Below are 23,961 nucleotides of genomic sequence, written 5' to 3' on the forward strand. Positions count from 1 at the left end.
ACGTGGAAGTTTGCGTTTCACAAAATATTATTGATAAACAGTATGGTTTATTTAAGTTATCTTTCTTATTTTTGGTCAACTGATCTACTATATGACGGAAATAGCTGGTATTATATCTATCCAAAAGCAAATTAATCCCGACAAATGTTTTGTGTTGTCGGATGTATTTAACAATGTGTTTGAAAATGAGATATCATCTTTTCTTGATCAGTCCCAGAATAGTGGTTTTTGCTGTAAAGATTCTACTCATTTCTATCATGCAGAAGAAGAGAATATTACAATTTCCTATTCGGGGAATATATATAATACAGATGAAATTAAAATAGCTTTAGTAAATGAAGGAGTTAGTATTGAAACATCTGAAATTACACATATTCTTGTAAAAGCCTATCAGCATTGGGGTGAAAATTTCATTCAACATGTGAATGGAGCATTTGCTCTTGTAATATGGGATGGAGTTAAAAAGGAAGGATTCGTTTATCGAGATAGAATAGGTGAAAAACCTTTATTTTATATCTGGGATGGAGAGGCTTTACATTATTCTTCAGAGCTAAATTCCTTAACACGATTTATCCAAAAAGATAAATGGGATTATGAAGCGATACAACATTTCTTTCGATTGGGTTATATTCCGGCTCCACATACTATTTATCAGGATATTAAGAAACTAGAACCTGGAAACTATATACATGTTTATCAAGATATTGGAGAATTAAAGTCATATTGGATTTTAGAAAATCAGCTGACGGAAGAAACAGTCCAAGATGAGGTATATGCTAAGAAAGAATACCATGAATTATTGCAATCAAGTGTCCAAATGCGCTTAGGTGATAAGACAGGGATTTTCTTTAGTGGTGGTATTGATTCTTCTTTGATTGCTGCTGTTTCCCAATCTCTTTCAGATCAAAAGATATCCACGTTTTCAGTGAAGATAGAGGGAGCGCCTCGTGACGAAAGTAAGTATGCAGAAATGATTGCAGGGAAATTAGAAACTAATCATTATGAAATTCCTTTTAATCATTCCCATGTGATAAATCATATTAAAAACTTTGTACAATGGTATGAAGAGCCTTATGCTGATGCATCTGGATTACCATCATTTATAGCTTCAAAGCAAGCAAAGATGATTGTTGAGAATGTGTTTTTAGGGGATGGAGGTGATGAGCAGTTTTTAGGGTATGGAATGCACTTATGGGCTGAGCGATTACATAAATATACTTTCTTCCGAAATATAGTTAGAGACATATTGAGTTATTCAGTTAAGTTGAACCATCAGCGTGTTAGTCAGTATTTTGATTTTAAGCGAGGTGAGAGTTTTCCAGCACATATATTTTCTGTTGATCAGGGATTCTTTTCTGGTAGGGAACTAAGTAGAAACTTTCATTTTGAAGAACATTATAAAGCCTTAGAATTACTACCAACAGCCCGAAAACTGTCTCCTGGAGAGTATCAAAGTTTGTATGATTTAAAATTTTATCTACCCAATGATTTAACCCGTAAAGTAGAACGTGTTAGTAGTCAGGTAGGGTTAAATATTCATTCCCCTTTATTGGATTATCGCCTAGTTGAAAAGAGTATTAATTTCGATAAGAATTTGAAGTTAAAAGATGGTGGGAGTAAATATTTATTGCGCCAAATCTTATTTGATTATCTGCCAAAAGAAATGTTTGAACGCCCTAAATGGGGCTTTGGAATCCCACTAAATAAATGGCTTTCTAAAGAATTGAGAGAGATTCTGGAAGCATATGTAAATAGAGAAGTGCTTAGTAAATATGATTTTTATAATGTAGAAGCAATTTTACATCTAAAAGAAGAGTACCTCAACGGGAAGACCTATCTCTATAATCAATTATGGCTCGTTATCTTATTCAATATTTGGGCAGAAAAACAAAAGAGTTGAAACGCTCTATGAATTATCGTGAGCTATAATTAAAATGCAGTACTTTGATAAGTCTTTTCGAAGAGCCATCATCTTCACTGTAATAAGAGAGAGATTTAGGGAGTAATTGATTGTATATAATATCAGCTTGTTCGGCATGTATAAAAGTGTTATCATTGGCATATAGACTATCCGTAAAACCTGTTATTAGTCCATCTTCATTATAATTAAAATCCTTTTTAGTATAAAATCCATCTGTATAAAATCGTTGTGATTTTATTAAATCATTTGAATAATAGGATTGTTCTAGAAACATTACCCGTTCTACAAGATTCTGAATGGAGAAAGATGATATAAAGTTTTTGGGACATCCAAAATAGATAATATCGTCTGCTTCAGGTTGAAGCACTTTATCTATAAAAGTTACATTCCATTTAGAAGAATCTGTTATGAAATAATGATATATGTCTCGATTCCCATCTAAATATGCTATGTATGTAGAATCCCTATTCTCAAGCACCAATCTTCTATATTGTTGTAGATCTTCTAATGTACTAAGATATGATACTGGGTTTCTTTTTTTGTTTTTGTATTCAATTTTACTATTCACTTCAGGAATGGAATATCCGTCTTCATCTACTTTCTTATGGTATAAGAAATGATGTGTGGCTATTACTTTCCCCATATTTAGTTCGGAAATAGATATTTTTTCAATAAACCCAGATTTATCGAAAGCAAACTTAATTTTTTGATAAGGAAGTGTATCTACTACACTTAATAAAGTATCCGTTTGGTTAAAATTTGAAAATGAAACTTCAATATCTTGAATCTTTAGTGAGTCAACTAAAGTAGGGGAGAACCAAATAGGGAAACTTATATTATTTAGGTTATTTTCATTGAAACTCCCCCAGTCAATGAGTTGCTCAGTAACTGGGGGAGTAATTTCTTTTATTTTCTTCTTTTTGTGGTTTTCTTGACAACCTAAACTAGATATGATATATATACCAAGTACTATGATTGTCCATTTTTGCATATCAGCTATTTTCCTGGTTTATGCCCCACCTTTTTTAAGCGTACTTTTTTTCATTGCCTCTCCCAATTGATTAGAAGTAGCAAATGCAGTAACCATATTATTTAACATATCAGTACCTGCTTGTGGAGAGTTTGGCATTAAAATCAAATTGGTATCTGTCTTTTCACCAATTGATTGGAGCGTATCGTAATGTTGAGTTACAACAATTAATGCAGAAGCCTCCTGAGAGTTGATTCCTACATTGTTCAATACGTCAACACTTTCTACCAATCCACGAGCAATTTCTCTTCGTTGATCTGCGATACCTTGTCCTTGTAAACGCTTACTTTCTGCTTCTGCTTTAGCTTTTGCAACAATTTTAATTCTTTCTGCCTCTGCTTCAAACTCTGCAGCTACTTTTTCTCTTTCTGCTGCATTAATACGGTTCATCGCTTGTTTTACCTGCTCATCGGGATCAATATCCGTTACCAAAGTTTTGATTATATCGTATCCATAAGTTTTCATGGCTTCATTTAATTCAGATTTTACCGCAATCGCGATATCATGCTTTCTTTCAAATACATCATCCAATTTCATTTTTGGAACTTCTGCACGAACTACGTCAAAAACATAGGAAGTGATTTGAGTTCTTGGATTTTCTAATTTGTAAAATGCATCGTAAACAGAACCTTTATCTACTTCAAACTGAACAGATATTTTTAAACGAACAAATACGTCGTCCTTTGTTTTTGTTTCAACCAATACATCTAATTGTTGAATCTTAAGGTTTACAATTCCTGCTTTTTTATCAATTAAAGGGATTTTAAATTGAAGACCGGAATGACGAATGGAAGCAAATTTTCCAAAACGTTCTATAATTACTGCAGATTGTTGTTTTACTAGGAAAAATGAAGCTAAAATGATAATTAATATAAATGCTGCAAAGGCAAATTCAACGGGAGTAAATGGCATAATAGTATTTTTTTAAGTTAATAATGAATAAAGATACAGAAATCTATTTTAAATAATGTGTTTTTAAGTTAAAATTAATTTACAATAACAGTTCTCACTTCACTTCCTCTAGCTTCTTTCAGTTTATCAATTGCTTCGTTAATCAATGCTGCCTCCAAAGGAATACGATTCGACACTAATTTTGAAGTATCAAATCTCCCGTTTCTTGAATATTCAAGTAAAGTGTAAATTTCTTTTAAATGATGATCATTAGCACCGATAAGTTCAACTTCATTCCCTAAAATTTCTTTATAGGTATTCACTTCAATATTTTGGGTAGTAAGTCCAACAAAAACAACTCTTCCCATCACACCAACTGACTTTATAGCTTGCTTTTGTGTTAAAGGAAGGCCTGCCAATTCTAAAGCTACATCTACTCCTTTTCCGTTTGTTAAACGTTTTAATTCGGTTACAACATCCAATTCAGCTGCATTTACAGGAATGGCCCCATATTTTTGTGCAAAATCTAATTTAGCTGGATTAATATCTACTGCAAAGACCTGGTTTGCTCCAAAAATTTTTGCTAATTGTACGGCTGATTGTCCTAAACCTCCCACTCCAAAAACAGCCACATTATCTCCCACTTGAATACGCCCTTTTATCAAAGCATGGAAAGATGTCGCTGATGAACACATCATGATGGCACCCTCTTCAAAAGATATTTCTGCTGGAAGTGGAACTGCATTCCGTGCTGGAACAGCTATGTACTCTGCAAAACCTCCATCCCTCTTACAACCAATCATTTGTCCAGATGGACAAAATTGTTCTTGTCCAGAAGTGCAATACACACAATTTCCACATGTTACCACGTAATGAACGCACACTCTATCTCCAATCTTAACATTTGTTACTTGCGAACCTACTTTCTCAATAATCCCAGAAATTTCATGTCCCAAGGTAATAGGAGTAAAAGCAGTTGGTAAAATTCCTGCCTTATAATTTACATCAGAATGACAAATTCCTGCTGCTTTAATTTGAATTAAAACATCGTTTGCACCTATTTCTGGAATAGGAATTTCATGATTTTCTAAGGGTTGATTTTTTCCAACAAATCGGACTGCTTTCATAGGAGACTCATATTATTTTTCAAGTACTAAATTAGTATTTACTCAAAAACTCTGAAAGAATTTATAGACTATTATTGGCTAAAAAATTGCTACTCTATAGTCCGCAACAAAATAATTTCTAAATTTGGTTTTATGAAATCAAAAATAGTATCTCTCCTCATAATAGGATGTAGCTTAAATTTATCTCTATTTTCACAAGAGATTTTTATACCTAGAAGCGTACAAAAAGCATATTCCAATAAAACCCGTTCATTAGATGGAAAACCAGGGGAGAATTATTGGCAAAATAAAGGAAAGTATGATATTCAAATCAGTATAAATCCACCTAGCAGAACAATAACTGGTGTCGAAAAAATTATTTATACGAATAATAGCCCGGATACACTGAAAAAATTAAGCATTAAACTCATTCAAAATCATCACAAAGCTGAATCACCACGTAGCAGACCTGTTCCCGATACTTATCTAACACCAGGAATCAAAGTGGATTATTATGCAGAAAATGGAGCGCAACGCCCTTGGAATGAAAGTTTTTGGGATGGAACGGATAAATGGATGGAACTCAAAACGCCGCTCTTGCCAAAGCAAAAAGTAGAATTAACTTTTAAATGGAATTACGAAGTTTCCAAACAAAGTGGTCGTGAAGGAGCTATAGATTCTACTACTTTTTTCTTGGGATATTTTTATCCTCGCGTAGCTGTTTATGATGATTATGAAGGATGGGACAGAATGCCACATATCACCGCACAAGAATTTTATAACGATTTTAATGACTATACACTTGAAGTTACCGTTCCAAAGAATTATTTGGTATGGGCAACAGGAGATTTACTAAATCCAAGCGAAGTATTGCAGGAAACTGTGGTAAAAAATCTTGAAAAATCTATGACATCAGATGAAACAATGCGTATTGCTAGTTTCCAAGATGTATTAGCTGGTAAAATTACTAAACAACAAGAAACGAACACTTGGAAATGGAGTGCAAATCATATTTCAGATATTGCATGTGCCATAAGCAATCACTATAACTGGGATGCTGCAAGCGTTGTAGTAGATGAAAAAACGGGAAGACGTGCTAGTACACAGGCAGCATATAATGAAGAAGCAAAAGATTTTCAAGGAATGGTAGGATTTATTCAACATGCTTTAGGGTGGTTTTCTACTCAATATCCAGGAGTACCTTATCCATATTCTAAGATGACTGTTGTGCGTGGACAAGCCGATATGGAATTCCCTATGATGGCAAATGATAATTCACAAGATGATCCTATGTTAACTCAATTTATCGCACAACATGAAATTGCTCACACTTGGTTTCCTTTCTATATGGGGATTAATGAAACTCGTTTTGCCTTTATGGATGAAGGGTGGACTGTATTTAATGAGTATTTTATAGGAATTGATGATGTTGGCAAAGAGAAAGCAGATACATTTTTTAAAGAATTTCGAGTACAAAGATGGATTGATAATGATGATTTTGAAAAAGATCTACCCATTATGATTCCTACCAATAATTTAACTCGAAATGCTGCTGGAGATAATATCTATGGAAAAGCTGCATTAAGCTATTTGGCTTTGAGAGATTATTTGGGTGACGAGAGATTTAAAAAGGCTTTACATGGATTTATGGATAGATGGAATGGGAAGCATCCAATCCCGTGGGACTTCTTCTACTCTTTTAATGACTTGACAGGTGAAAACCTCAATTGGTTTTGGAAAAAATGGTACTTTGATTATGGATATATTGATTTGGCCATTAAGAATGTTCAAGTAGAAGATGAAAAGGTTACTATACAAATTGAAAATAAGGGAGGAATACCTGCCCCAGTAGATGTAATACTCATCACAAAAGATGGCAAAGAACAACGTTTTCACCAAACTCCTGAAATTTGGAAAAGCATGGCTAATACAGCTAGCTTCCAAGTAACAGGTGTTAAGGATTTAAAAGCAATCATCTTGGATACAGGCATCTGGATGGATACAAATGAGCTAAATAATACGTGGGAATTAAAGTAAAATTTTCCTTATTTTCTATCACTGTTCCCTATCTCCTATAGATTCCCTATATTTGCCAAAAATTAAAATTCTTTTGAATTAAAGTTATGATTGGATTTATTATTAGAGTGATTGTTGCCCTATCTGCTTTAGCATTTAATGTATATCTTTTTGCAGTTGGTTCTTGGGGCTGGGGTATTAGTATGATCTTCCTGACTGCCTTGATTTGGCTAAGTTTTTGGAGAAATGAGAATGTGATTATTGCTTTGTACCAAATGCGTTTTGGTAATCAAGACAAGGCTTGGAAATCGTTGAATCGTATCAAATCAGAACGATTTTTACCAAAAAGTCAACGTGCATACGTGTTTTACCTAAAAGGAATGTTGGGATTACAACAGAATATTGGTATGGCTCAATGTGAACAATTGGTAAGAAAGGCTTTAACTACAGGATTACGTACTAAGCAAGATCAAGCGGTTGCAAAAATGCAGTTAGCTGGCATCTGTATGCAGACAGGACGTAAGAATGAAGCACAAATGTTGTTGTCAGAATCTAAGAAATTGGATACAAACAATATGCTTTCAGAACAATTGGGAATGATGAAAAAACAAATGGGTATGGTTGCTTCTCCTAATCAAATGCGCATGGCACAGATGCATAAAGGGAGAGTGAAGATGCCTAGAAAAAGATAATGGCTGAAGATTTATTTATAGCAGAAGGAACAAAGCTTGATAAATATGAGATTTTACTTCCTCAGTTAAAATCTTTATGTGAAAACGAGCCAAACTCGATTGCAAATCTGGCAAACATAGCGGCTGCTATCAAGGAAACTTTTCAATATTTCTGGGTTGGTTTTTACCTTATTGAAAAAGAGGAATTAGTTTTAGGACCTTTTCAGGGTCCTGTAGCTTGTACGCGTATCCAAAAGGGAAAAGGAGTCTGTGGAACAGCTTGGGCTCAGAAGAAGGCTTTACTTGTTCCCAATGTAGATGAGTTTCCTGGACATATAGCATGTAGTAGTCTCTCCAAATCAGAAATAGTACTTCCGTTGATAGTAAATGATAGCGTTATCGGAATATTAGACATTGATCATACAGAATATAATGCCTTTGATGAAACAGATTTAGCATATTTAACTGATATTTGTACATGGCTCGCTCCATTATTATAATAGCATTATTGGCAGGATTACTTGTGTCTTGTGGTCAGGTTGGTGAGATTACTGGCGGTGATAAAGATACCCATGCTCCTCGTGTGCTTACTCAAAAGGTAAAACCTGCCAATAACAGTTTACATATTGCACCTAAAGAAATTGCTATTCCTTTTGATGAATATGTTGAGTTTAATAAACCTTCTGAAAATATCCGTGTGACTCCTGCAGATGTTAAACTTAGCTATAAAATAAAACGTAAAACGGTTCTTTTAAAAGTCATTGATGGTGAATGGAAACCAAATACGACCTATACAATTTATCTAAATCGAGCAGTAAAAGATATTACAGAGGGGAATGACTCAATTATGTCGTATGTTTTCTCTACAGGGGGATTCATTGATTCCTTACAAACGGCTGTTCAGATTATTGACGCATATACGGGAGAGCCAGCCAAAAATGTTACGGTGGGTTTATATGAACAACTCTTATTAGATGACACGAGTAAAATAGATCCACGTTATTTTTCATCTACCGATAAGGATGGAGTGGCTATCTTTAAGAATATTAAAAATGAATCATTTTATCTGTATGCTTTCCATGATGAAAACAGAAACAATCGTTTAGATGCAATAGAAAGTAGAGCTGCCCTAAGAAAACCAGTCGAACTTGATATTATGCTAGATTCTATCATTCCACAAATTCGTTTGATGCCGACGAACAATATACCATTAAAAATCAAGAATAATAATGTATTTCCCGCAACACGTTGGTGTTTAAGTTTTACCCGTCCTTTTGAACAAACAGAAACTATTGAGTTTATTGACCCACAACCTGAATATGTTATATGGAATGCAACTAAAGATTCCCTAACAGCATATTACGATATGAATGAAACTTCTGGGAAACTGAAGGCTATTTGGAGTAAATCAACTTTGATAGATACCATTTCCAAACCTTATTTCTTTAAGAAATCGAGTCAATTAGAATTTACAAATAATTTGGACAAAGGGAAATTATTGGCAAATGACACCCTACAATTTATGGTAAATACTCCCATCCAAACAATAGACACTTCTCTTATCGAACTTACAACTATCTATGAGAAAGATAGTGTTCCAAACCATTTGAATTATCAATTCATCCAGTTATCTCCTACTGAAATTGCTTTCTATTTTGAAAAGAAAAAAGAAATTACAAAAGCTCAAATGAAGTTATCTCCAGGTGCTTTTTCAAACCAAAATTATAGTGTAAAGGATACTGTAAAAATTAATTTTGAAGTGCAGCAACCACGAGAAACAGGAAGAATGATTTTGGAGTTTGATACCATTCCTCCGTATGGAATCCTTTTTATAACAAGTAATAAAAAGATGGTGTATCAGGTGGTTTTTGATGGAATTTCCAAGAACACTCATGATATTGATTTTGTACAACCTGGTCAATATGGCTTTTACTATCTATTGGATGAAGATAGAGATGGAAAATGGTCCACAGGTTCTATTTTTGAAGACAAGGAAGCTGAAAAAATTATCTGGATTCCCGATGTAACTACTATTCGGGCTAATTGGGATGTGAAATCAAAGCTAGATTTGCACTCTGTCAAAAGAAAAGAGTAGTTGAGATATTCCCTCTCTAAATTTTTATTCTCTCCTCTTTCTATTTTCTAATAAATTTCTAACTTTGAACATCACTAAAATAACAAATTATGGGAAGAGCGTTTGAATACCGAAGAGCAGCCAAAGAAAAAAGATGGGATAAAATGTCAAGATTATTTCCTCGTCTTGGAAAAGCAATCACATTAGCAGCTAAAGAAGGTGGTGGTGATCCGGAAACAAACGCACGTTTACGTACAGCTATTCAAAATGCAAAGGCTGAAAATATGCCTAAGGTAAACATTGAAAATGCGATTAAAAGAGCAACTGAAAAAGACATGGCTAATTTTGTAGAACTCACCTACGAAGGTAAAGGACCTCATGGATCTTTATTCTTTGTAGAATGTACTACGGATAATCCAACTCGTACAGTTGCTAATGTAAAATCATATTTTAATAAAGCAGGTGGACAAATTGTTCCAAATGGTTCAACTGAATTTATGTTTACTCGTAAGGCTGTTTTCTTTATTCAAGATGCAAGTGCTTTAGATTTAGATGAATTGGAATTGGATTTAATTGATGCAGGATTAGATTCTATTGAAAAAGGAGAGGAGAACAGCGTTACACTTTTAGCTGATTACACTAGTTTTGGAACCATGCATGAGGCATTAGAAGCAAAGAACGTAGAGGTAACCAAAGCCGAATTAAAACGTTTCCCAACTTCCCCATTGGAATTATCTGACGAACAAATGGATGAAGTTGAAAAACTTCTAGATAAACTAGAGGAAGATGACGACGTTCTCAACGTATTTACTAATATTGAATAATTCATAGCTTGATTTAAACTGTTAAATCAAGCCTACACATGCAAAAAATCCTCATCATACGACTGAGTTCTATCGGTGATATTGTCTTAATAAGCCCGGTGATTCGTTGTGTGAAACAACAATTGAAAGATGTAGAGGTTCATGTTCTAACTAAAGGACAATACCAAACACTTTACAATACCAACCCGTATGTATCTAAGATTTATACATGGGAGGAAGAGAATGCAACTAATTTTGCTGGATTAAAAGCCGAAAACTATGATTTTGTAGTCGATTTACATAAAAACATTCGTACTTCTAAAGTCAAAACAATACTCCATAAAAAAGGAAAATCTTTCCCGAAATTAAATTTCCAGAAATGGTTGTTGGTGAATTTTAAAAAAGATATACTCCCTAATATTCATATTGTCGATAGATACTTTGAAGCGGTAAAGCCTCTAGGAGTAATAAATGATCAAAAAGGATTGGATTTCTTCATTCAAATGGATGAAGAAGCATTTAAAAAGAAATTCACTTTCACCGACAAATATATAGTTGTGGCAGTCGGAGCAAAATTTGCAACCAAACGTATGCCTCCCAAAAAACTGAGTGAAGTTTTAGATGGTTTACCACTTCCTATTGTTCTTATCGGGGGAAAAGAAGATCAAGACAGTGCTCAGCAAATTGTAGAATTACTTCCCAATCAAAAAATTACAAATACCTGTGGATTACTTTCCTTTCAAGAATCAGCACAAGTGATTAAAGATGCTCAAGTTATTGTAACGCACGATACAGGTATGATGCATATTGCATCTGCTTTTGAATTACCCATCGTAAGCATCTGGGGAAATACAGTACCCGCTTTTGGTATGTACCCATATAGACCACAAGCACCTAATTCTTATTCTATCCATGAAGTTTTAGGATTGGATTGCCGACCTTGTTCTAAGATAGGTTTTGATACTTGTCCAAAAGGACATTTTAATTGTATGATGTTACAAGACACTGTTGCCATCCAGAAGCAGATTCTACAGTTTCTTAAAAATAATTAGAGGGACAAACTGGCGCTCATCCCTCTAACCTAAAAAACTAACACTACTACTTATGAAACCTAACACTAATATAAACGATCCTAATCTCATATTGTTTTATTGGAAAACTTAAAGAATGTTAAAAGAAATCTAAAAGGCAACACGATTTATCTTAGGACATTTTCTCAACTCTTTTATTATTTTTGCACACAATGAGCCAACAGCCTTCATATCATTCTAGAAAATGGACTCTTGCCTATAGTGCAGTGGTGATTTTTATTGTAGTACTCATTATCTTGTTTTACGCATTTACTGAATATTTCTCATGAGCGCAATAGATTGGATTATATTAGTGGTAACACTATTGGCCATCATTGGATATGGTATTTATAAAGGGCGAACTGAGAAGACTTTAGAAGGATATTTCAAAGAAGGAAACTCAACAGGATGGTTTCTAATTCTACTTTCCATCATGGGAACCCAGGCAAGTGCGGTTACCTTTCTATCTGCGCCCGGACAAGCCTATACAGATGGAATGCGCTTTGTACAATATTATTTTGGCTTACCCTTAGCAATGGTTGTGCTGTGTATTACTTTTATTCCTATTTACCACCGATTAAAGGTTTATACAGCGTATGAATATTTGGAAGGGAGATTTGATTTACGAACACGCTCATTAACTGCATTTTTATTTCTACTGCAACGAGGATTATCTACCGGCTTAAGTATTTATGCTCCTTCTATCATTTTATCTTCTCTTTTTGGATGGAACATCTATCTCACCAATATTGTTATGGGAGGGTTTCTTATCATTTATACTGTAACAGGAGGTTCTAAAGCGGTAACGCATACGCAAAAACTTCAACTGTTTATTGTGTTTATAGGGATGTTCTTAGCTGGTTATATGGTAGTCAATATGCTTCCCGACGGCATTAGTTTTAAAGATTCACTTCATGTAGCTGGGAAAATGGGGAAACTCAATGTGATTGAAACCAAAATCGATGTAACTAGTGCCGAATGGTGGAAGGATAAATACAATATTTGGAGTGGATTAATAGGCGGTTTTTTCTTAGCTCTTTCTTATTTTGGAACGGATCAATCTCAGGTAGGACGTTATCTAACTGCAAAAAGCATTAAAGAAAGTAGAATAGGATTGCTACTTAATGGAATGGTTAAAGTTCCTATGCAATTCTTAATTCTATTGATTGGTAGTTTGGTATTTGTTTTTTATTTGTTCTATCAATCACCTATGTTCTTTAACCAGAAAGAGGTACAAAAAGTAATGGTGACTGAATATGCCCAGGATTATCGGAACTTACAAACCATAAATGACTCTTTGAATCTTGTACGAAATCAGCAAACGCATGAATTAGTTGATGCCATTCACTTTGGGGATAGTCAGCAAATCCTACAAGCCCAAAGTGCCTTACAAAGTAGTGTAGATAAATCAGATGAGATTCGTGCAGAGGGTATAAAGTTGATGAAGAAGGCAAACTATACCGCAGATACGAATGATACCAATTATATCTTCCTTTATTTCGTAATACAAAACCTCCCGAAAGGACTAATTGGATTGTTGATAGCTATGATTTTCTTATCGGCCTGGGGAAGTATAGCAGCAGCACTCAATTCTTTAGCTTCTACAACCGTTGTTGACCTATACAAACGAACATGGGTACCAGATAAAGATGAAAATCATTACTATAAAGCATCTAAGTGGTTTACGTTTGCATGGGGTGTCTTCTCTATTATAGTTGCAATGTTTGCAAGTAAACTAGGTAGCTTGATTGAGGCTGTGAATGTTCTCGGCTCACTCTTTTATGGAACTATATTAGGAATATTCCTTGTTGCATTTTACTTCAAAAGAATACGTGGAAAAGCCGTTTTCTATAGTGCACTAATTGCAGAAGTACTGGTAATTGCAATCTATATTGCAGATGTGATTTCATTCTTATGGCTTAACGTAATAGGCTGCTTGTTGGTGGTTGTGATTGCAGTGGTTTTAAAAGATATTTTCAAGATTGAGAAGAGGGAACTTCGACAAGTTTAGAGCAGGTAATTGAATACCGATAGCTATCAGTAGAAAAATATGGATTCCCCCACTCCCCCTTTGGAGGGGGGCAGGGGGGAGGACCCTATACCCAATCAAGGAGGGAGGACCCTATACCCAATCAAGGAGGGAGGACCCTATACCCAATCAAGGAGGGAGGACCTTATACCCAATCAAGGAGGGAGGACCTTATACCCAACCAAGAGAGGAGGACCTTATACCCAACCAAGTGCCAGATTCCTCACCTCAACCAAGAAATAATTCTTATATAACTTATAAAAAAAGACTGCTCAAAACATTTGAGCAGTCTTTTTTTATAAACCTAATATTATTTTTATTTATTTGCTTTCATTAACTCTTCAGCCATGCGAACATAGTCATCATTGCTAGCTGCTTTAGCTGCTTCGATGGTTTGCATTGCTGATTTGTTTCCTGCTTCTTTATCTCCAAGTTTATATTCTATCTTTGCTTTTAAAAGAATCATATAATATGCTTTTGGATTCTCTTTAACAGCGTTTTCAGCCCAAACTAATGCTTTCTTTAAATCCTTGTCATTGTTATAATAATATGTTGCTGCTTGGAAGTAAGCTGGTTTCTTAGATTCCATTGATTCATCAATGCTTTTCATAACACGAGAATCAATCTCTGTAGTTATTTCAATACTAGCTCTTGTGTTCTCCCATGCAAATACCAAATTAGCAGAAGTAGGTTTAATATTATCCAAATTGATGGTGAAAGATTCTACCTTATCTCTTAATTCGGTAGTTTCTGTTTTAAAACGTGCTACTTCATTCTTTTTATCGTAGTTATTTACATTCCCTCCTAATTTAAGATCACTGTATAAGAAAATCTCCCATGCGCCTGCATGTGGAATGGTGTAAATTGCATAAGTTCCTGGTCTTATATGCTGACCTTGTATGGTAACTACATCTGAGAAAGTGATTTGAGTAGAACCATTTGCTCCTGTTCTCCATAATTTATCAAATGGAACTACTTCTCCAAAAATCTTTCTATCGTTAGCTACTGGGCGTGAATATTCTATGTTAATTTCACCTAAACCAAACTTTTGAGACACTGTTGCTAGTGGGCTTGGTGCTGGCATTTGAATTTGTGCAGTTGCTAATGCTGTTGCGCTGATTGCTACTGCTCCTAATAAATACTTCAATTTTTTCATTTGTTTTTAATTTTAAAGAATTCCAAAGATACGATTTTTAATAACATGTCTAAAGATACTATTCGCAAACAGAAATATTCTTATTGTAGAAATAATTTGTTAGAATATTGATTTTAATACTCAAAAACTCGCCTTATTCCCTTTGATTTTCTACTTTTGTCGAAAGGTTTGATATGTTACAATCAATGACAGGATATGGAAAGGCATCTAACACTTTCCAAAATAGAAAAGTTAGTGTAGAAGTTCGCTCTTTGAATAGTAAAGGGAGTGATATTTATTTAAAGACCCCTACTGCTTATAGACAATATGAATTGTCGATTCGCAAAAAGTTGCAGGATGTCCTTTTAAGAGGAAAGATTGAATGTACAGTATCAATTGAAACTTTGGAAGGAAGTGAAATCCCAAGCATTAATAGAGACCTTGCTATTGCATATTATAAAGAGATGAAAGCAATTGCTGAACAAGTTGGAGCTACTTCGCAAGACATCTTAACTTCCATCTTTAGATTACAAGACGTAATGCAAGTTAAAGAAGAAGATGCAAGCGAAGAAGAATGGAAAGTATTAGAAAACACACTAAACGAAGCGCTGAATAAACTTATTCAATACCGAAAGAATGAGGGACAAACATTAGAAAAAGACTTTACAATCGCAATACAAGAAATCGAAAATCGCTTAAATGAAGTCCCTAAATATGAAACTCTCAGAATTGATACTATTCGAGATCGTATGAATAAATCATTCGAGAAGATCAAAGATGCAAAAGATGAAAATCGTTTTGAGCAAGAATTGATATATTATATTGAGAAACTAGATATTACAGAAGAGAAAACACGTCTCCAACATCATCTAAATTATTTCAGAGATACAATGAAAAGCGATGAAGAGGTAGGTCGTAAATTAGGTTTTATTGCTCAGGAAATGGGGCGAGAAATCAATACACTTGGCAGTAAATCTTATCATGCAGACCTGCAAAAGATAGTAGTTGAGATGAAAGATTATCTTGAAAAAGTGAAAGAACAAGTTTTAAACGCTTTATAATTTTATGAGCATATCGTTGGCAAAAGGGAAATGTATTATTTTTTCTGCACCATCGGGAGCAGGTAAAACAACTATTGTGCATGCTTTGCTCAAACGCCTTCCTCAATTATCTTTCTCTATTTCCGCATGTTCCCGTGACGCTCGGGAGAGTGAGATTCATGGAAAGGATTACTATTTTATGGGTATAGAAGGGTTTAAGAAGAAAATTCAAGAAGAAGCTTTTATCGAGTGGGAGGAAGTTTATCCCGACCATTTTTATGGCACCTTGAAAGAAGAAGTAGAGCGTGTATGGAACGAAGGAAAAACGGTTATTTTTGATGTAGATGTATTCGGAGGTATTAACCTTAAAAAATATTTTGGTGAAAATGCATTGAGTTTTTTTATTGAACCTCCTTCTTTTGAAATCTTGGAAGAACGATTGAGAAAACGTCAAACGGAAACTGAAGACCGTATTCGAGTTCGTCTTTGTAAAGCAAAAGAAGAAATGCAACAAAAATCAAAATTCGATAAAATTATTGTAAACAACGATCTTGATATCGCCATTCAAGAAGTGGAAAGCATCGTTAAAGCATATTTGAATCTATGAAAATAGGATTGTATTTTGGAACTTTTAACCCTATCCATGTTGGACACTTGATTATTTCCAACTATATGGCTGATTATACTGATTTGGATCAGGTATGGCTAGTTGTTTCTCCTCAAAATCCTCTAAAGAAAAAAAGCTCCTTATTGGAAGATTACCATCGTTTAGCAATTGTGCGAGTAGCCATTGAAGACAATGACAATATTCGAGAATGTGATATCGAATTTTCTATGCCCAAGCCTTCTTACACTTCAGACACCTTAGCATATCTAAAAGAGAAATACCCAACGTATGAATTTCATCTTATCATGGGTGAAGATAATTTAAGAACCTTTCATAAATGGAAGAATTATGAGTATATTCTCGAAAACCATAAATTATATGTTTATCCTCGTGTATTAACGATTCAGGAAGAACAAGAAGTATCTCAGATAGGTGATTTACCAAATAATGAATTAAGTAAACACAAAAATGTGATTTATTGTGATGATGCGCCAATTATGAAAGTTAGTTCCAGTTTTATACGCCAGGCTATTCAAGAGAATAAAGATGTCCGTTACTTACTTACAGAAGCGGTTTATAAGTATGTAACAGATATGAACTTTTATAAGAAATGACTATTAATATGGGACAATCAACATTACATACCTTTTCAGCTGCGGGTAAACTGCTATTATTTGGTGAATATTTGGTGCTGAGAGAGAGTAATAGTTTAGCCATTCCTATCAAATTCGGACAAACACTTACAGTCACTCCAATTTTGGAGAATGAATTGGTCTGGGAAAGTAAAGAAGAAGGGCAGCCTTGGTTTTTTGCCCGTTTTTCTGATGAATTAGAACTTTTAGAGACTTCCGATGCAGATAATGCATTAAAGATTTTGTCTTTGATTCAATCTATTAAAAATTTGCAACCTACTCACACCTTTACAAAGATAAGATTGGGATGGGATACTAATTTTAACCGTCAATTTGGTTTTGGAACTAGTTCTACGCTTATTTCTTTGTTAAGTCAATGGTCAGGAGTGGACGCATATACACTATTGGAACATAGTTTTGGTGGATCGGGGTATGACATTGCAGCAGCTACAGCGGTAAAACCATTTGTTTATAATAGAATTCAAAAAATCACTGATTTTATTACATTATCTCCAAAGATTACAGATAATTTACTTTTTATCTATCTTGGACAAAAGCAACATAGTTCAAAAGAAATTGCTAAATTTAAGAATATGGTAACTTCAGAAAATCAGATTACACGAATGAATACACTTATAAGGATGGCTAAACAATGTGATAAAATTGAAGATTGGGAAAGACTTATGCAAGAAAGTGAGCAACTATTATCACCTATTTTAGGAGTTTTACCTGTGCAGGAAAGACTTTTTCAAGATTATCCTTATGCTGTGAAATCGTTGGGTGCCTGGGGAGGAGATTTTGTGATGGCTACCAGCAGAGATTTTGCAGCAGCTAAATTGTATTTTAAAGACAAAGGATATTCCCCTGTTCTTTCTTATAATGAATTGATACGATGAAAAAAAGCACGAAAGTCAGATTCCCTTCCAATATTGCACTAGTAAAATATTGGGGAAAACATGGAAATCAACTTCCTATGAATGCATCATTAAGTTTAACACTTCAGCATGCATATACAGAGTTAGAATTGGAAGCAATAGAAAAAAATGGTGCTGATGCAACTTTCGAATATTTTTTCGAGGGAGTTCAAAATGATGCTTTTGGACAACGTGTGCTGACTTATCTTCAAAATCAACCTGAGTTTGCAGAGTTCTTACACCAACACACCATCAAGATAAATTCCCACAATAGCTTTCCACATTCTACAGGCATTGCTTCTTCAGCATCGGCTTTTGCGGCAATTGCAGCAGCTTTCGCGAAGACTAGTGGGATTACTAAAAATTTTTCACAAGAGATTAGTCGTTTGGCACGTTTAGGAAGCGGAAGTGCTTGTCGTTCTATCTATGGCCCTTTTGCCTCGTGGGGTAAATTGGATGGAATAGATGGAACAAGTGATGAATATGCGTCACCTGTTCAACATATTCATCCAAACTTTCAAGATATGCAAGATGCTATTTTGATTATTGAGGATACTCCTAAGAAGGTTTCGAGCAGTGTAGGGCATGGTTTGATGAAAAATCATCCCTTTGCGGAAGCTCGTTTTAAGCAGGCTAACCAGCATTGTATCGAAATGTTTTCAACTTTAGAGCGTGGAGATTTTGAGCGATTTATTGGAATTGTCGAAAGAGAAGCCTTATCTTTGCATGCAATGATGATGACTTCGGAAGCGTATTATTTGTTAATTCGCCCGAACACCATTGAAGTGATGGAAAAAGTTATGCAATTTAGACAAGAGACCCAACTACCCATTTGTTTTACACTCGATGCAGGACCTAATATACATTTGTTATATCCATCGTCTATTCAAGATAAAGTGTTACTATTTATCGCTAATGAATTAAAACCATTTACCAAGAATATACTTTACGATCGAAACGGAATAGGTGGAATCTTCCTATAACATGGAACAAATCAATTCTAAAATATTATTATTTGGCGAATATGCAGTACTCCATAACGGAAAAGCATTGGTTATTCCATGTGAAAAATATGGAGGACGTTTTGAATTTTCTGATAATGCAGAAGACAAGGCCTATGCTATTCAATCCAATGAATATTTGAAGCGATTCTGTGAATTTATAGCAAATAGAACAAATGAAAAATTTGTGTTGGAGGTAAAACAATTTGAAAAAGAATTGGATCAAGGCTTGTTTTTCAGAAGTAATATTCCCCAAGGCTATGGATTAGGTAGCTCTGGTGCTATAGTTGCTGCCATGGTTTTACGTTATTTAAAGAAAGCAAAAAATGTAAAGGATGAAGTTAAATTGAAGTTGTTTGAATTGAAGGCTAATTTAGGAGAATTAGAATCTCACTTTCATGGTGTAAGTTCAGGGCTGGATCCTTTGAGTATCATTTTAAATGAACCTATTCTCTATAAAAATGCAGAAGAAATTGAAACTGCCAAATTGCCTGAATCTTCTCCTGATAAAAAAAATGTAGTCTTTTTATTGAATACAAACCTTCCACGTCAAACTGCCTCTTTAGTTGGAAACTTCAAGCAGATGTATAGTGAAGAAGGATTCAAGAAGAAATTTGATGAATATGTAATAAATTACAATAATAAGGCGATTGATAACTTCTTGACAAATGATCTGGATAATTTCTATAAATCTATGTATAGTTTAAGCTCTTTTCAATTAATGGAAATGGGCGGTTTCTTCCCACATAATATGCAAAAGCTTTTAGCAGAAGGACTGGAACATGGTGATTATTATTTAAAATTATGTGGAGCAGGTGGTGGAGGATTTATGCTAGGATTCACTAAAGATTGGGAAAAAACCCAAGAAATATTACACGAACACGAATTAGATGAGATTTATAGATTCTAATCTATAGCTAATAAACCTTCTACTTCTTTTAAAATATTTGATGTATTTCGATGATTAATAAATCCACTATGCAATATATCAGGATTCTTAAGAATATCGGAAATGAGTATACAATTCTGATCTAGTAAATAACCTTTTTCTCGTTTGGTAAGAGTGGTTAAACATGTAATAGGGTACAAGGCTTTTTGATCAACCAATGTCTTAATACTTTTACGTTCAGGATAATTCCAAGATAACATATTGAGTCCATAAAACTCTCCAAAAGCTATGGCATCTGATGTTAGGTAAACATTGGTAACCAGCCAACCTTGTGTGAACTTATAATCTCCTCCAAAAAGTGAATACGTTTGGGTGGAAATATCTTTAATTCTCGAAAGTAGATACATGGGAGTCGTCACAGGAATCTTTGCATCGGTTGAGTTTTTAAATTTACATTCTATCCAGAGTAATTCTTTTCCTTTCTTTGCGATAACATCCGCTTCATGACTTACGGCATCTCCTTGAATGGTTTGGTTAGTAATTGCCTCATAACCATAGCTTTCCAAGAATTTGGCTATCCATCTTTCAAAATAAAATCCTGCGGGACCTAAATCACGTAAAGCTCTTTTTAAACTATATCTTGCTGCAAAAGCTCCAGAATATTTCTTTAAGTATTTGTGAGCAAGTTTATAGATATGTTTGGTGGATATACCATCGTGAATTTGAGGTTGAATTCTATCGATAATCTCTTCAATTTCATCTATAGAAGCGCCAGAACGACTCAGCGAATCTCGTAGTCGATTAATATCGAAATCAATTAATTCACCGGATTGCTTTTTAATCTTTCGTTTCTGGTATTCCATGTTATAGCACCTTAACGCTTTTTATTTGCCGATTGTTTTGATATTTTGTAGATACCATGAATCAATAAGGTTAGTAAGGAAAAGATAATTACAAATATCCCAGTATATTTTAAAAATCCATCTCCCGTCAGATGTAAGAAGGTATCCATAGAGAACACTGCTATTCCAGTAAGCAGTAATATTATTAGTCGTTGATTGAATTTACTCATATTGTATTAAAAATTAAAAGATCTATCATTCCATAGGGCAGTACGAATACCAGCCATCACAAAGAAATAATTTTTAGTTGCGTTCCCCATTTGACGGATTTCCACCCCCGAATGTAAGAAGAAATCTGTTCGTAATAATTTTTCGATGCGATAGGTAAATTCTACTCCTGCATGATAGCGATTAACTTTTCCATTACCTCCAATTTTATATCCATACTCAAAAGATTTATCGTTATATGGCCAATAGATATTTGCTCCGTGATTTGGATATCCATATTCACCATTACTTCCTTGTTGTGTGAAGAAAAACTCAGGACGGATAATAAACGAATGGATATAAATCCCAAATTCGGTATAAACTTCAACGAAATTAGCTCCTAATGGATGTGCTAAAGAATTGCCTTGATGTCCATATACGGTAGAGGGATTTATATGTGAGTATGTGAAAGGTCGTGCAAAATTAAGTTCACCCAACCAACGTAACTGAATATTTTCATTTACTTGATGTTTCCATTTAGCTCCAATTTGGCCACTATATTTATTGGCCCACCAACGTGTCCTTTTGATTAATTCCTTTAATACAAAATCGTCAAATGCAAATTGTCCGTATAGTAGCCATGAGTTAAATTGATAACTGGTATTCAACCCAATTAATAGCCTATCTTGAGAACCTAGTCCATATTCAGTTGGGCGATAAAATAAAAAGGGATTTAGGTAAGCCGCTTCATATCCACGATTCATGAGAGTATCCTTTGCTGCAAAAATAACTGATTCGAATAATCCTATCTTAAAACGAGAGGTAGCATTTAGATTAAAGAAATGTGTAGATCCAAATTTATTGATTTTCTTTCCTTTTACTTGTTCATCAAAGAATTGATATAAGTTGGTTATTTCTAATTTCCATATTTTTGTTCGTAATTGAACAAAAGGATATGGAGCGCTGTAATCACTTAGCAACATAGATCGTTTACCCTGACCTATGAAATTTTGATCTATTCCAGCTTGAATATTTATAAATTCGTATGGTGTATAGCTTAAACGAATCTGAGGTTGTAGCGTATATAGATGTTGCTTAAAAGCAGGAAACTTCCAATAATCATTTGCAAAAATACGTGTATATTTATCCCCCGTACCGTCTCTGAAGAGTATATTCCCAGTAAATAAGATGCGGGCATAGAAATGTTTACTTAATTCTGTTTCTAAACCAAATCCAGCTCCTATATTCAGATCTGCTACTTGATTATAATATAAATTGCTAAATGAGCCTTTTGTATTTAAAAGAGGAAATATACGGATATGATTTTTTCGATTTTCTTTGGTTAGGTTGAAATATCCATACTTCCAACCAATCGCATAAGGTATGCCCATACTAGGAAGTACAGGATCAGCAATTAAACTATCACTTTCGTAAAAAGCATCAAAGTTGAGATAATTGACTTTAGCGGCAATCTCTTCTTGTCCAACAGCAATAAAAGCCCAACTAAATAATATAAGAAGTAATCCTTTTCGCATTAAAAGTCAAAGTAATTATTGCGTAATGTGGAACGAAGTCCAATAGATACTAGTCCGTAATTGATATTATTTCCAAGAGAACTCATCCTTTGATAGTAATTTGCCATCACAAAAACACGTAAATGAGTGGCAGGATTAAATTCATAACCGATTTCTAAGGTACCATTCAATACACGGTTGGGATGTAAGATATTTGGGTCAGTTGCAGAAGGGATAAAGAGTTTTACCTTATTATTCATCAATTGATCGGCATGGTAATACACTACACTTCCCTCTACATAGAGTCCTTTCCATAGGTAACTAGCACGAACAAGTACTTCTTTAAATCCATTCCCTAAGGTATGAGCTAAAGGTAAATTAAAATGTGTATAATTCATGCGGATATCATTTGCTCGATATAAATCTGAGGAAGCTATATTTCCTTCTAGTTGGAAAAATAAATTTTGCACGTTGAAGATATTCCCTGCTCGATAACCAAACTGAAAACCGTATTGAAAATGTTTAAATTGGTCACTAGCAGCTTGGGCATAAATCATATGTTGTGAATGAATCTGCCAAGCAATATTTAGCCCAATCATGTTTTTCATATCCTTACTTTCTCCCCCTTTTGTAATGGTATTTATCCCTATAATAGGATTATAGAATAAGGGATTCACACGTTGTGTCCCTGAAGGAGTGTCTCTTAAATAAATGGTTGATTCAAAAAGCCCAATGACTAAGGAGGGAATGGGTTTATAACTTAAATAATGAACCCCTATTCCTTTTCTTTCGTACGGAGACTCTACCATATTAGTGGCAGACTTTCGGATAAGATTGAGTTGTTTTCCTCGCATAAGTGTATAGGTTAGCCCCGGAATGATTTCAATATCTATGGCTAGATTTGTATAATTGTAGGAATTATCAGAAAGTAACATAGAACGGTATCCCCAACCAAAAAAACGAGGCATATTTCCAAATTGGATTGCTAGTTGTTTAATAGGTTTAATACGTACATAACTAACGGCCGAGGCATAATCAAAACCGCCTATTTTGAATGGTTTGGTTCTTCCCCCATTAGGAATAGTAGCATTGTCTTGGATATAGTTACCATTTTGGGTATAATATTCACCCCTACTTATGAAATAATCACTTTGATAATCTACAAAACGTGCCTGATTTTCATAAAAAGCAGTATAAAAAGAGAAGATACCGCCAATTTCACCAAGTGCTTGAGCTCCTTTTGTATTTTGATAGGTATATGGATAAGTACGTTGTAGCATCTCTTTCCCAAACTGCATGTCGAGTAGCGGGTCAATGGCTAAAAGGAATTTTTTCCCAGCCTGATGAACAAAATGCTCTTTAAATAATTTTCTGTAAAATATGTTCCTAGTCTTAGCAGTATCTTTTTGAGGAAATTGAAGATGAGCTTCTGTATAACTGATGGGGAAAAATCCCATACCTACTACTTTCTTTTCATTGGTAGCAAAGAGAGCCTTATCTTTTGAATATGAAGTTAATGGGATTAAAATTTCTTGTCCCAAACTCGAAAAAGAAAGGAATCCGATCCCA

At 34.4% G+C, this 23,961-nt stretch carries 22 protein-coding genes; 14 read left to right on the top strand and 8 right to left on the bottom strand.

Annotated features, from left to right (window positions below; genetic code table 11):
- Positions 1-91: 91 nt before the first annotated feature.
- Positions 92-1,900, top strand: a complete 1,809-nt coding sequence (asnB, locus tag M9897_11455) for an asparagine synthase (glutamine-hydrolyzing) (protein MCO5269495.1) — start codon at positions 92-94, stop codon at positions 1,898-1,900.
- 13 nt (positions 1,901-1,913) lie between these two features.
- Here asnB and M9897_11460 read toward each other — a convergent pair whose 3' ends face one another.
- The 3 genes from M9897_11460 to M9897_11470 all read right to left on the bottom strand — a co-directional run bounded on the left by M9897_11460 (position 1,914) and on the right by M9897_11470 (position 4,969).
- Complete coding sequence (locus tag M9897_11460) at positions 1,914-2,912, bottom strand: hypothetical protein (protein MCO5269496.1); 999 nt, start codon at positions 2,910-2,912, stop codon at positions 1,914-1,916.
- 18 nt (positions 2,913-2,930) lie between these two features.
- On the bottom strand, positions 2,931-3,863 hold the full coding sequence (locus M9897_11465) for an SPFH domain-containing protein (GenBank protein ID MCO5269497.1): 933 nt from the start codon (positions 3,861-3,863) through the stop codon (positions 2,931-2,933).
- Between the two features lie 74 nt (positions 3,864-3,937).
- The gene (locus M9897_11470) at positions 3,938-4,969 is read right to left on the bottom strand and encodes a zinc-binding dehydrogenase (GenBank protein MCO5269498.1); all 1,032 of its coding nucleotides are present in this window, start codon (positions 4,967-4,969) and stop codon (positions 3,938-3,940) included.
- A 132-nt stretch (positions 4,970-5,101) separates the two neighbouring features.
- On the opposite strand from M9897_11470, the gene M9897_11475 reads away from it, so the two are divergent.
- The 7 genes from M9897_11475 (at position 5,102) to M9897_11505 (ending at position 13,593) form a co-directional block, all read left to right on the top strand.
- Entirely contained in the window at positions 5,102-6,985 is a 1,884-nt protein-coding gene (locus tag M9897_11475; protein MCO5269499.1) for a M1 family metallopeptidase, read from the top strand.
- An 86-nt stretch (positions 6,986-7,071) separates the two neighbouring features.
- Positions 7,072-7,656 carry a DUF2892 domain-containing protein gene (locus M9897_11480; protein ID MCO5269500.1) on the top strand — a complete coding sequence of 195 codons (585 nt, stop codon included), beginning with the start codon at positions 7,072-7,074 and terminating at the stop codon, positions 7,654-7,656.
- Positions 7,656-8,135, top strand: a complete 480-nt coding sequence (locus tag M9897_11485) for a GAF domain-containing protein (GenBank protein ID MCO5269501.1) — start codon at positions 7,656-7,658, stop codon at positions 8,133-8,135. Before M9897_11480 ends, M9897_11485 begins: the two co-directional genes overlap by 1 nt.
- Complete coding sequence (locus M9897_11490; GenBank protein ID MCO5269502.1) at positions 8,114-9,730, top strand: Ig-like domain-containing protein; 1,617 nt, start codon at positions 8,114-8,116, stop codon at positions 9,728-9,730. Before M9897_11485 ends, M9897_11490 begins: the two co-directional genes overlap by 22 nt.
- Positions 9,731-9,819: 89 nt before the next feature.
- Entirely contained in the window at positions 9,820-10,533 is a 714-nt protein-coding gene (locus tag M9897_11495) for a YebC/PmpR family DNA-binding transcriptional regulator (protein ID MCO5269503.1), read from the top strand.
- Positions 10,534-10,571: 38 nt separating this feature from the next.
- Entirely contained in the window at positions 10,572-11,564 is a 993-nt protein-coding gene (locus tag M9897_11500) for a glycosyltransferase family 9 protein (protein ID MCO5269504.1), read from the top strand.
- Between the two features lie 304 nt (positions 11,565-11,868).
- Positions 11,869-13,593, top strand: a complete 1,725-nt coding sequence (locus M9897_11505; GenBank protein ID MCO5269505.1) for a sodium:solute symporter — start codon at positions 11,869-11,871, stop codon at positions 13,591-13,593.
- 334 nt (positions 13,594-13,927) lie between these two features.
- Here the strand turns inward: M9897_11505 and M9897_11510 are convergent, their stop codons facing one another.
- Complete coding sequence (locus M9897_11510) at positions 13,928-14,767, bottom strand: DUF2911 domain-containing protein (protein MCO5269506.1); 840 nt, start codon at positions 14,765-14,767, stop codon at positions 13,928-13,930.
- Between the two features lie 173 nt (positions 14,768-14,940).
- Between M9897_11510 and M9897_11515 the strand changes: the two genes are divergently transcribed.
- From M9897_11515 to M9897_11540, 6 genes are read left to right on the top strand one after another with little or no spacing between them, the layout of a single operon-like run.
- On the top strand, positions 14,941-15,807 hold the full coding sequence (locus tag M9897_11515; GenBank protein ID MCO5269507.1) for a YicC family protein: 867 nt from the start codon (positions 14,941-14,943) through the stop codon (positions 15,805-15,807).
- Positions 15,808-15,811: 4 nt separating this feature from the next.
- Positions 15,812-16,393: a guanylate kinase gene (gene gmk, locus M9897_11520; GenBank protein MCO5269508.1), complete on the top strand. Its 582-nt coding sequence runs from the start codon at positions 15,812-15,814 to the stop codon at positions 16,391-16,393.
- Positions 16,390-17,007 (top strand): nicotinate (nicotinamide) nucleotide adenylyltransferase, encoded by a 618-nt coding sequence (gene nadD, locus M9897_11525; GenBank protein ID MCO5269509.1) that lies wholly within the window; start codon positions 16,390-16,392, stop codon positions 17,005-17,007. The genes gmk and nadD overlap by 4 nt, the downstream gene beginning before the upstream one ends.
- Before the next feature lie 8 nt (positions 17,008-17,015).
- On the top strand, positions 17,016-17,921 hold the full coding sequence (locus M9897_11530) for a GYDIA family GHMP kinase (protein MCO5269510.1): 906 nt from the start codon (positions 17,016-17,018) through the stop codon (positions 17,919-17,921).
- Positions 17,918-18,922 (top strand): diphosphomevalonate decarboxylase, encoded by a 1,005-nt coding sequence (gene mvaD / locus M9897_11535; GenBank protein ID MCO5269511.1) that lies wholly within the window; start codon positions 17,918-17,920, stop codon positions 18,920-18,922. The genes M9897_11530 and mvaD overlap by 4 nt, the downstream gene beginning before the upstream one ends.
- A gap of 1 nt (position 18,923) precedes the next feature.
- Entirely contained in the window at positions 18,924-19,850 is a 927-nt protein-coding gene (locus M9897_11540; GenBank protein MCO5269512.1) for a mevalonate kinase, read from the top strand.
- Here M9897_11540 and M9897_11545 read toward each other — a convergent pair.
- Genes M9897_11545 through M9897_11560 form a run of 4 tightly spaced genes read right to left on the bottom strand, consistent with a single transcriptional unit; the run spans position 19,847 to position 23,933 of the window.
- The gene (locus M9897_11545; protein ID MCO5269513.1) at positions 19,847-20,692 is read right to left on the bottom strand and encodes an ATP cone domain-containing protein; all 846 of its coding nucleotides are present in this window, start codon (positions 20,690-20,692) and stop codon (positions 19,847-19,849) included. The two genes, M9897_11540 and M9897_11545, sit on opposite strands and share 4 nt — an antisense overlap.
- 11 nt (positions 20,693-20,703) lie before the next feature.
- Complete coding sequence (locus M9897_11550) at positions 20,704-20,901, bottom strand: hypothetical protein (GenBank protein MCO5269514.1); 198 nt, start codon at positions 20,899-20,901, stop codon at positions 20,704-20,706.
- Positions 20,902-20,907: 6 nt separating this feature from the next.
- The gene (locus M9897_11555) at positions 20,908-22,413 is read right to left on the bottom strand and encodes a hypothetical protein (protein MCO5269515.1); all 1,506 of its coding nucleotides are present in this window, start codon (positions 22,411-22,413) and stop codon (positions 20,908-20,910) included.
- Positions 22,413-23,933 carry a hypothetical protein gene (locus M9897_11560; protein MCO5269516.1) on the bottom strand — a complete coding sequence of 507 codons (1,521 nt, stop codon included), beginning with the start codon at positions 23,931-23,933 and terminating at the stop codon, positions 22,413-22,415. Before M9897_11560 ends, M9897_11555 begins: the two co-directional genes overlap by 1 nt.
- Between the last annotated feature and the right edge of the window lie 28 nt (positions 23,934-23,961).

Source organism: Brumimicrobium sp., from assembly GCA_023957385.1.
Taxonomy (GTDB): Bacteria; Bacteroidota; Bacteroidia; order Flavobacteriales_D; family Crocinitomicaceae; genus Brumimicrobium.

Bases quoted from the DNA above. Each gene is read 5' to 3' on its own strand.
- asnB (MCO5269495.1), top strand. From the start codon at position 92: ATGACGGAAATAGCTGGTATTATATCTATCCAAAAGCAAATTAATCCC.
- M9897_11460 (MCO5269496.1), bottom strand. From the start codon at position 2,912: ATGCAAAAATGGACAATCATAGTACTTGGTATATATATCATATCTAGT.
- M9897_11465 (MCO5269497.1), bottom strand. From the start codon at position 3,863: ATGCCATTTACTCCCGTTGAATTTGCCTTTGCAGCATTTATATTAATT.
- M9897_11470 (MCO5269498.1), bottom strand. From the start codon at position 4,969: ATGAAAGCAGTCCGATTTGTTGGAAAAAATCAACCCTTAGAAAATCAT.
- M9897_11475 (MCO5269499.1), top strand. From the start codon at position 5,102: ATGAAATCAAAAATAGTATCTCTCCTCATAATAGGATGTAGCTTAAAT.
- M9897_11480 (MCO5269500.1), top strand. From the start codon at position 7,072: ATGATTGGATTTATTATTAGAGTGATTGTTGCCCTATCTGCTTTAGCA.
- M9897_11485 (MCO5269501.1), top strand. From the start codon at position 7,656: ATGGCTGAAGATTTATTTATAGCAGAAGGAACAAAGCTTGATAAATAT.
- M9897_11490 (MCO5269502.1), top strand. From the start codon at position 8,114: ATGGCTCGCTCCATTATTATAATAGCATTATTGGCAGGATTACTTGTG.
- M9897_11495 (MCO5269503.1), top strand. From the start codon at position 9,820: ATGGGAAGAGCGTTTGAATACCGAAGAGCAGCCAAAGAAAAAAGATGG.
- M9897_11500 (MCO5269504.1), top strand. From the start codon at position 10,572: ATGCAAAAAATCCTCATCATACGACTGAGTTCTATCGGTGATATTGTC.
- M9897_11505 (MCO5269505.1), top strand. From the start codon at position 11,869: ATGAGCGCAATAGATTGGATTATATTAGTGGTAACACTATTGGCCATC.
- M9897_11510 (MCO5269506.1), bottom strand. From the start codon at position 14,767: ATGAAAAAATTGAAGTATTTATTAGGAGCAGTAGCAATCAGCGCAACA.
- M9897_11515 (MCO5269507.1), top strand. From the start codon at position 14,941: ATGTTACAATCAATGACAGGATATGGAAAGGCATCTAACACTTTCCAA.
- gmk (MCO5269508.1), top strand. From the start codon at position 15,812: ATGAGCATATCGTTGGCAAAAGGGAAATGTATTATTTTTTCTGCACCA.
- nadD (MCO5269509.1), top strand. From the start codon at position 16,390: ATGAAAATAGGATTGTATTTTGGAACTTTTAACCCTATCCATGTTGGA.
- M9897_11530 (MCO5269510.1), top strand. From the start codon at position 17,016: ATGGGACAATCAACATTACATACCTTTTCAGCTGCGGGTAAACTGCTA.
- mvaD (MCO5269511.1), top strand. From the start codon at position 17,918: ATGAAAAAAAGCACGAAAGTCAGATTCCCTTCCAATATTGCACTAGTA.
- M9897_11540 (MCO5269512.1), top strand. From the start codon at position 18,924: ATGGAACAAATCAATTCTAAAATATTATTATTTGGCGAATATGCAGTA.
- M9897_11545 (MCO5269513.1), bottom strand. From the start codon at position 20,692: ATGGAATACCAGAAACGAAAGATTAAAAAGCAATCCGGTGAATTAATT.
- M9897_11550 (MCO5269514.1), bottom strand. From the start codon at position 20,901: ATGAGTAAATTCAATCAACGACTAATAATATTACTGCTTACTGGAATA.
- M9897_11555 (MCO5269515.1), bottom strand. From the start codon at position 22,413: ATGCGAAAAGGATTACTTCTTATATTATTTAGTTGGGCTTTTATTGCT.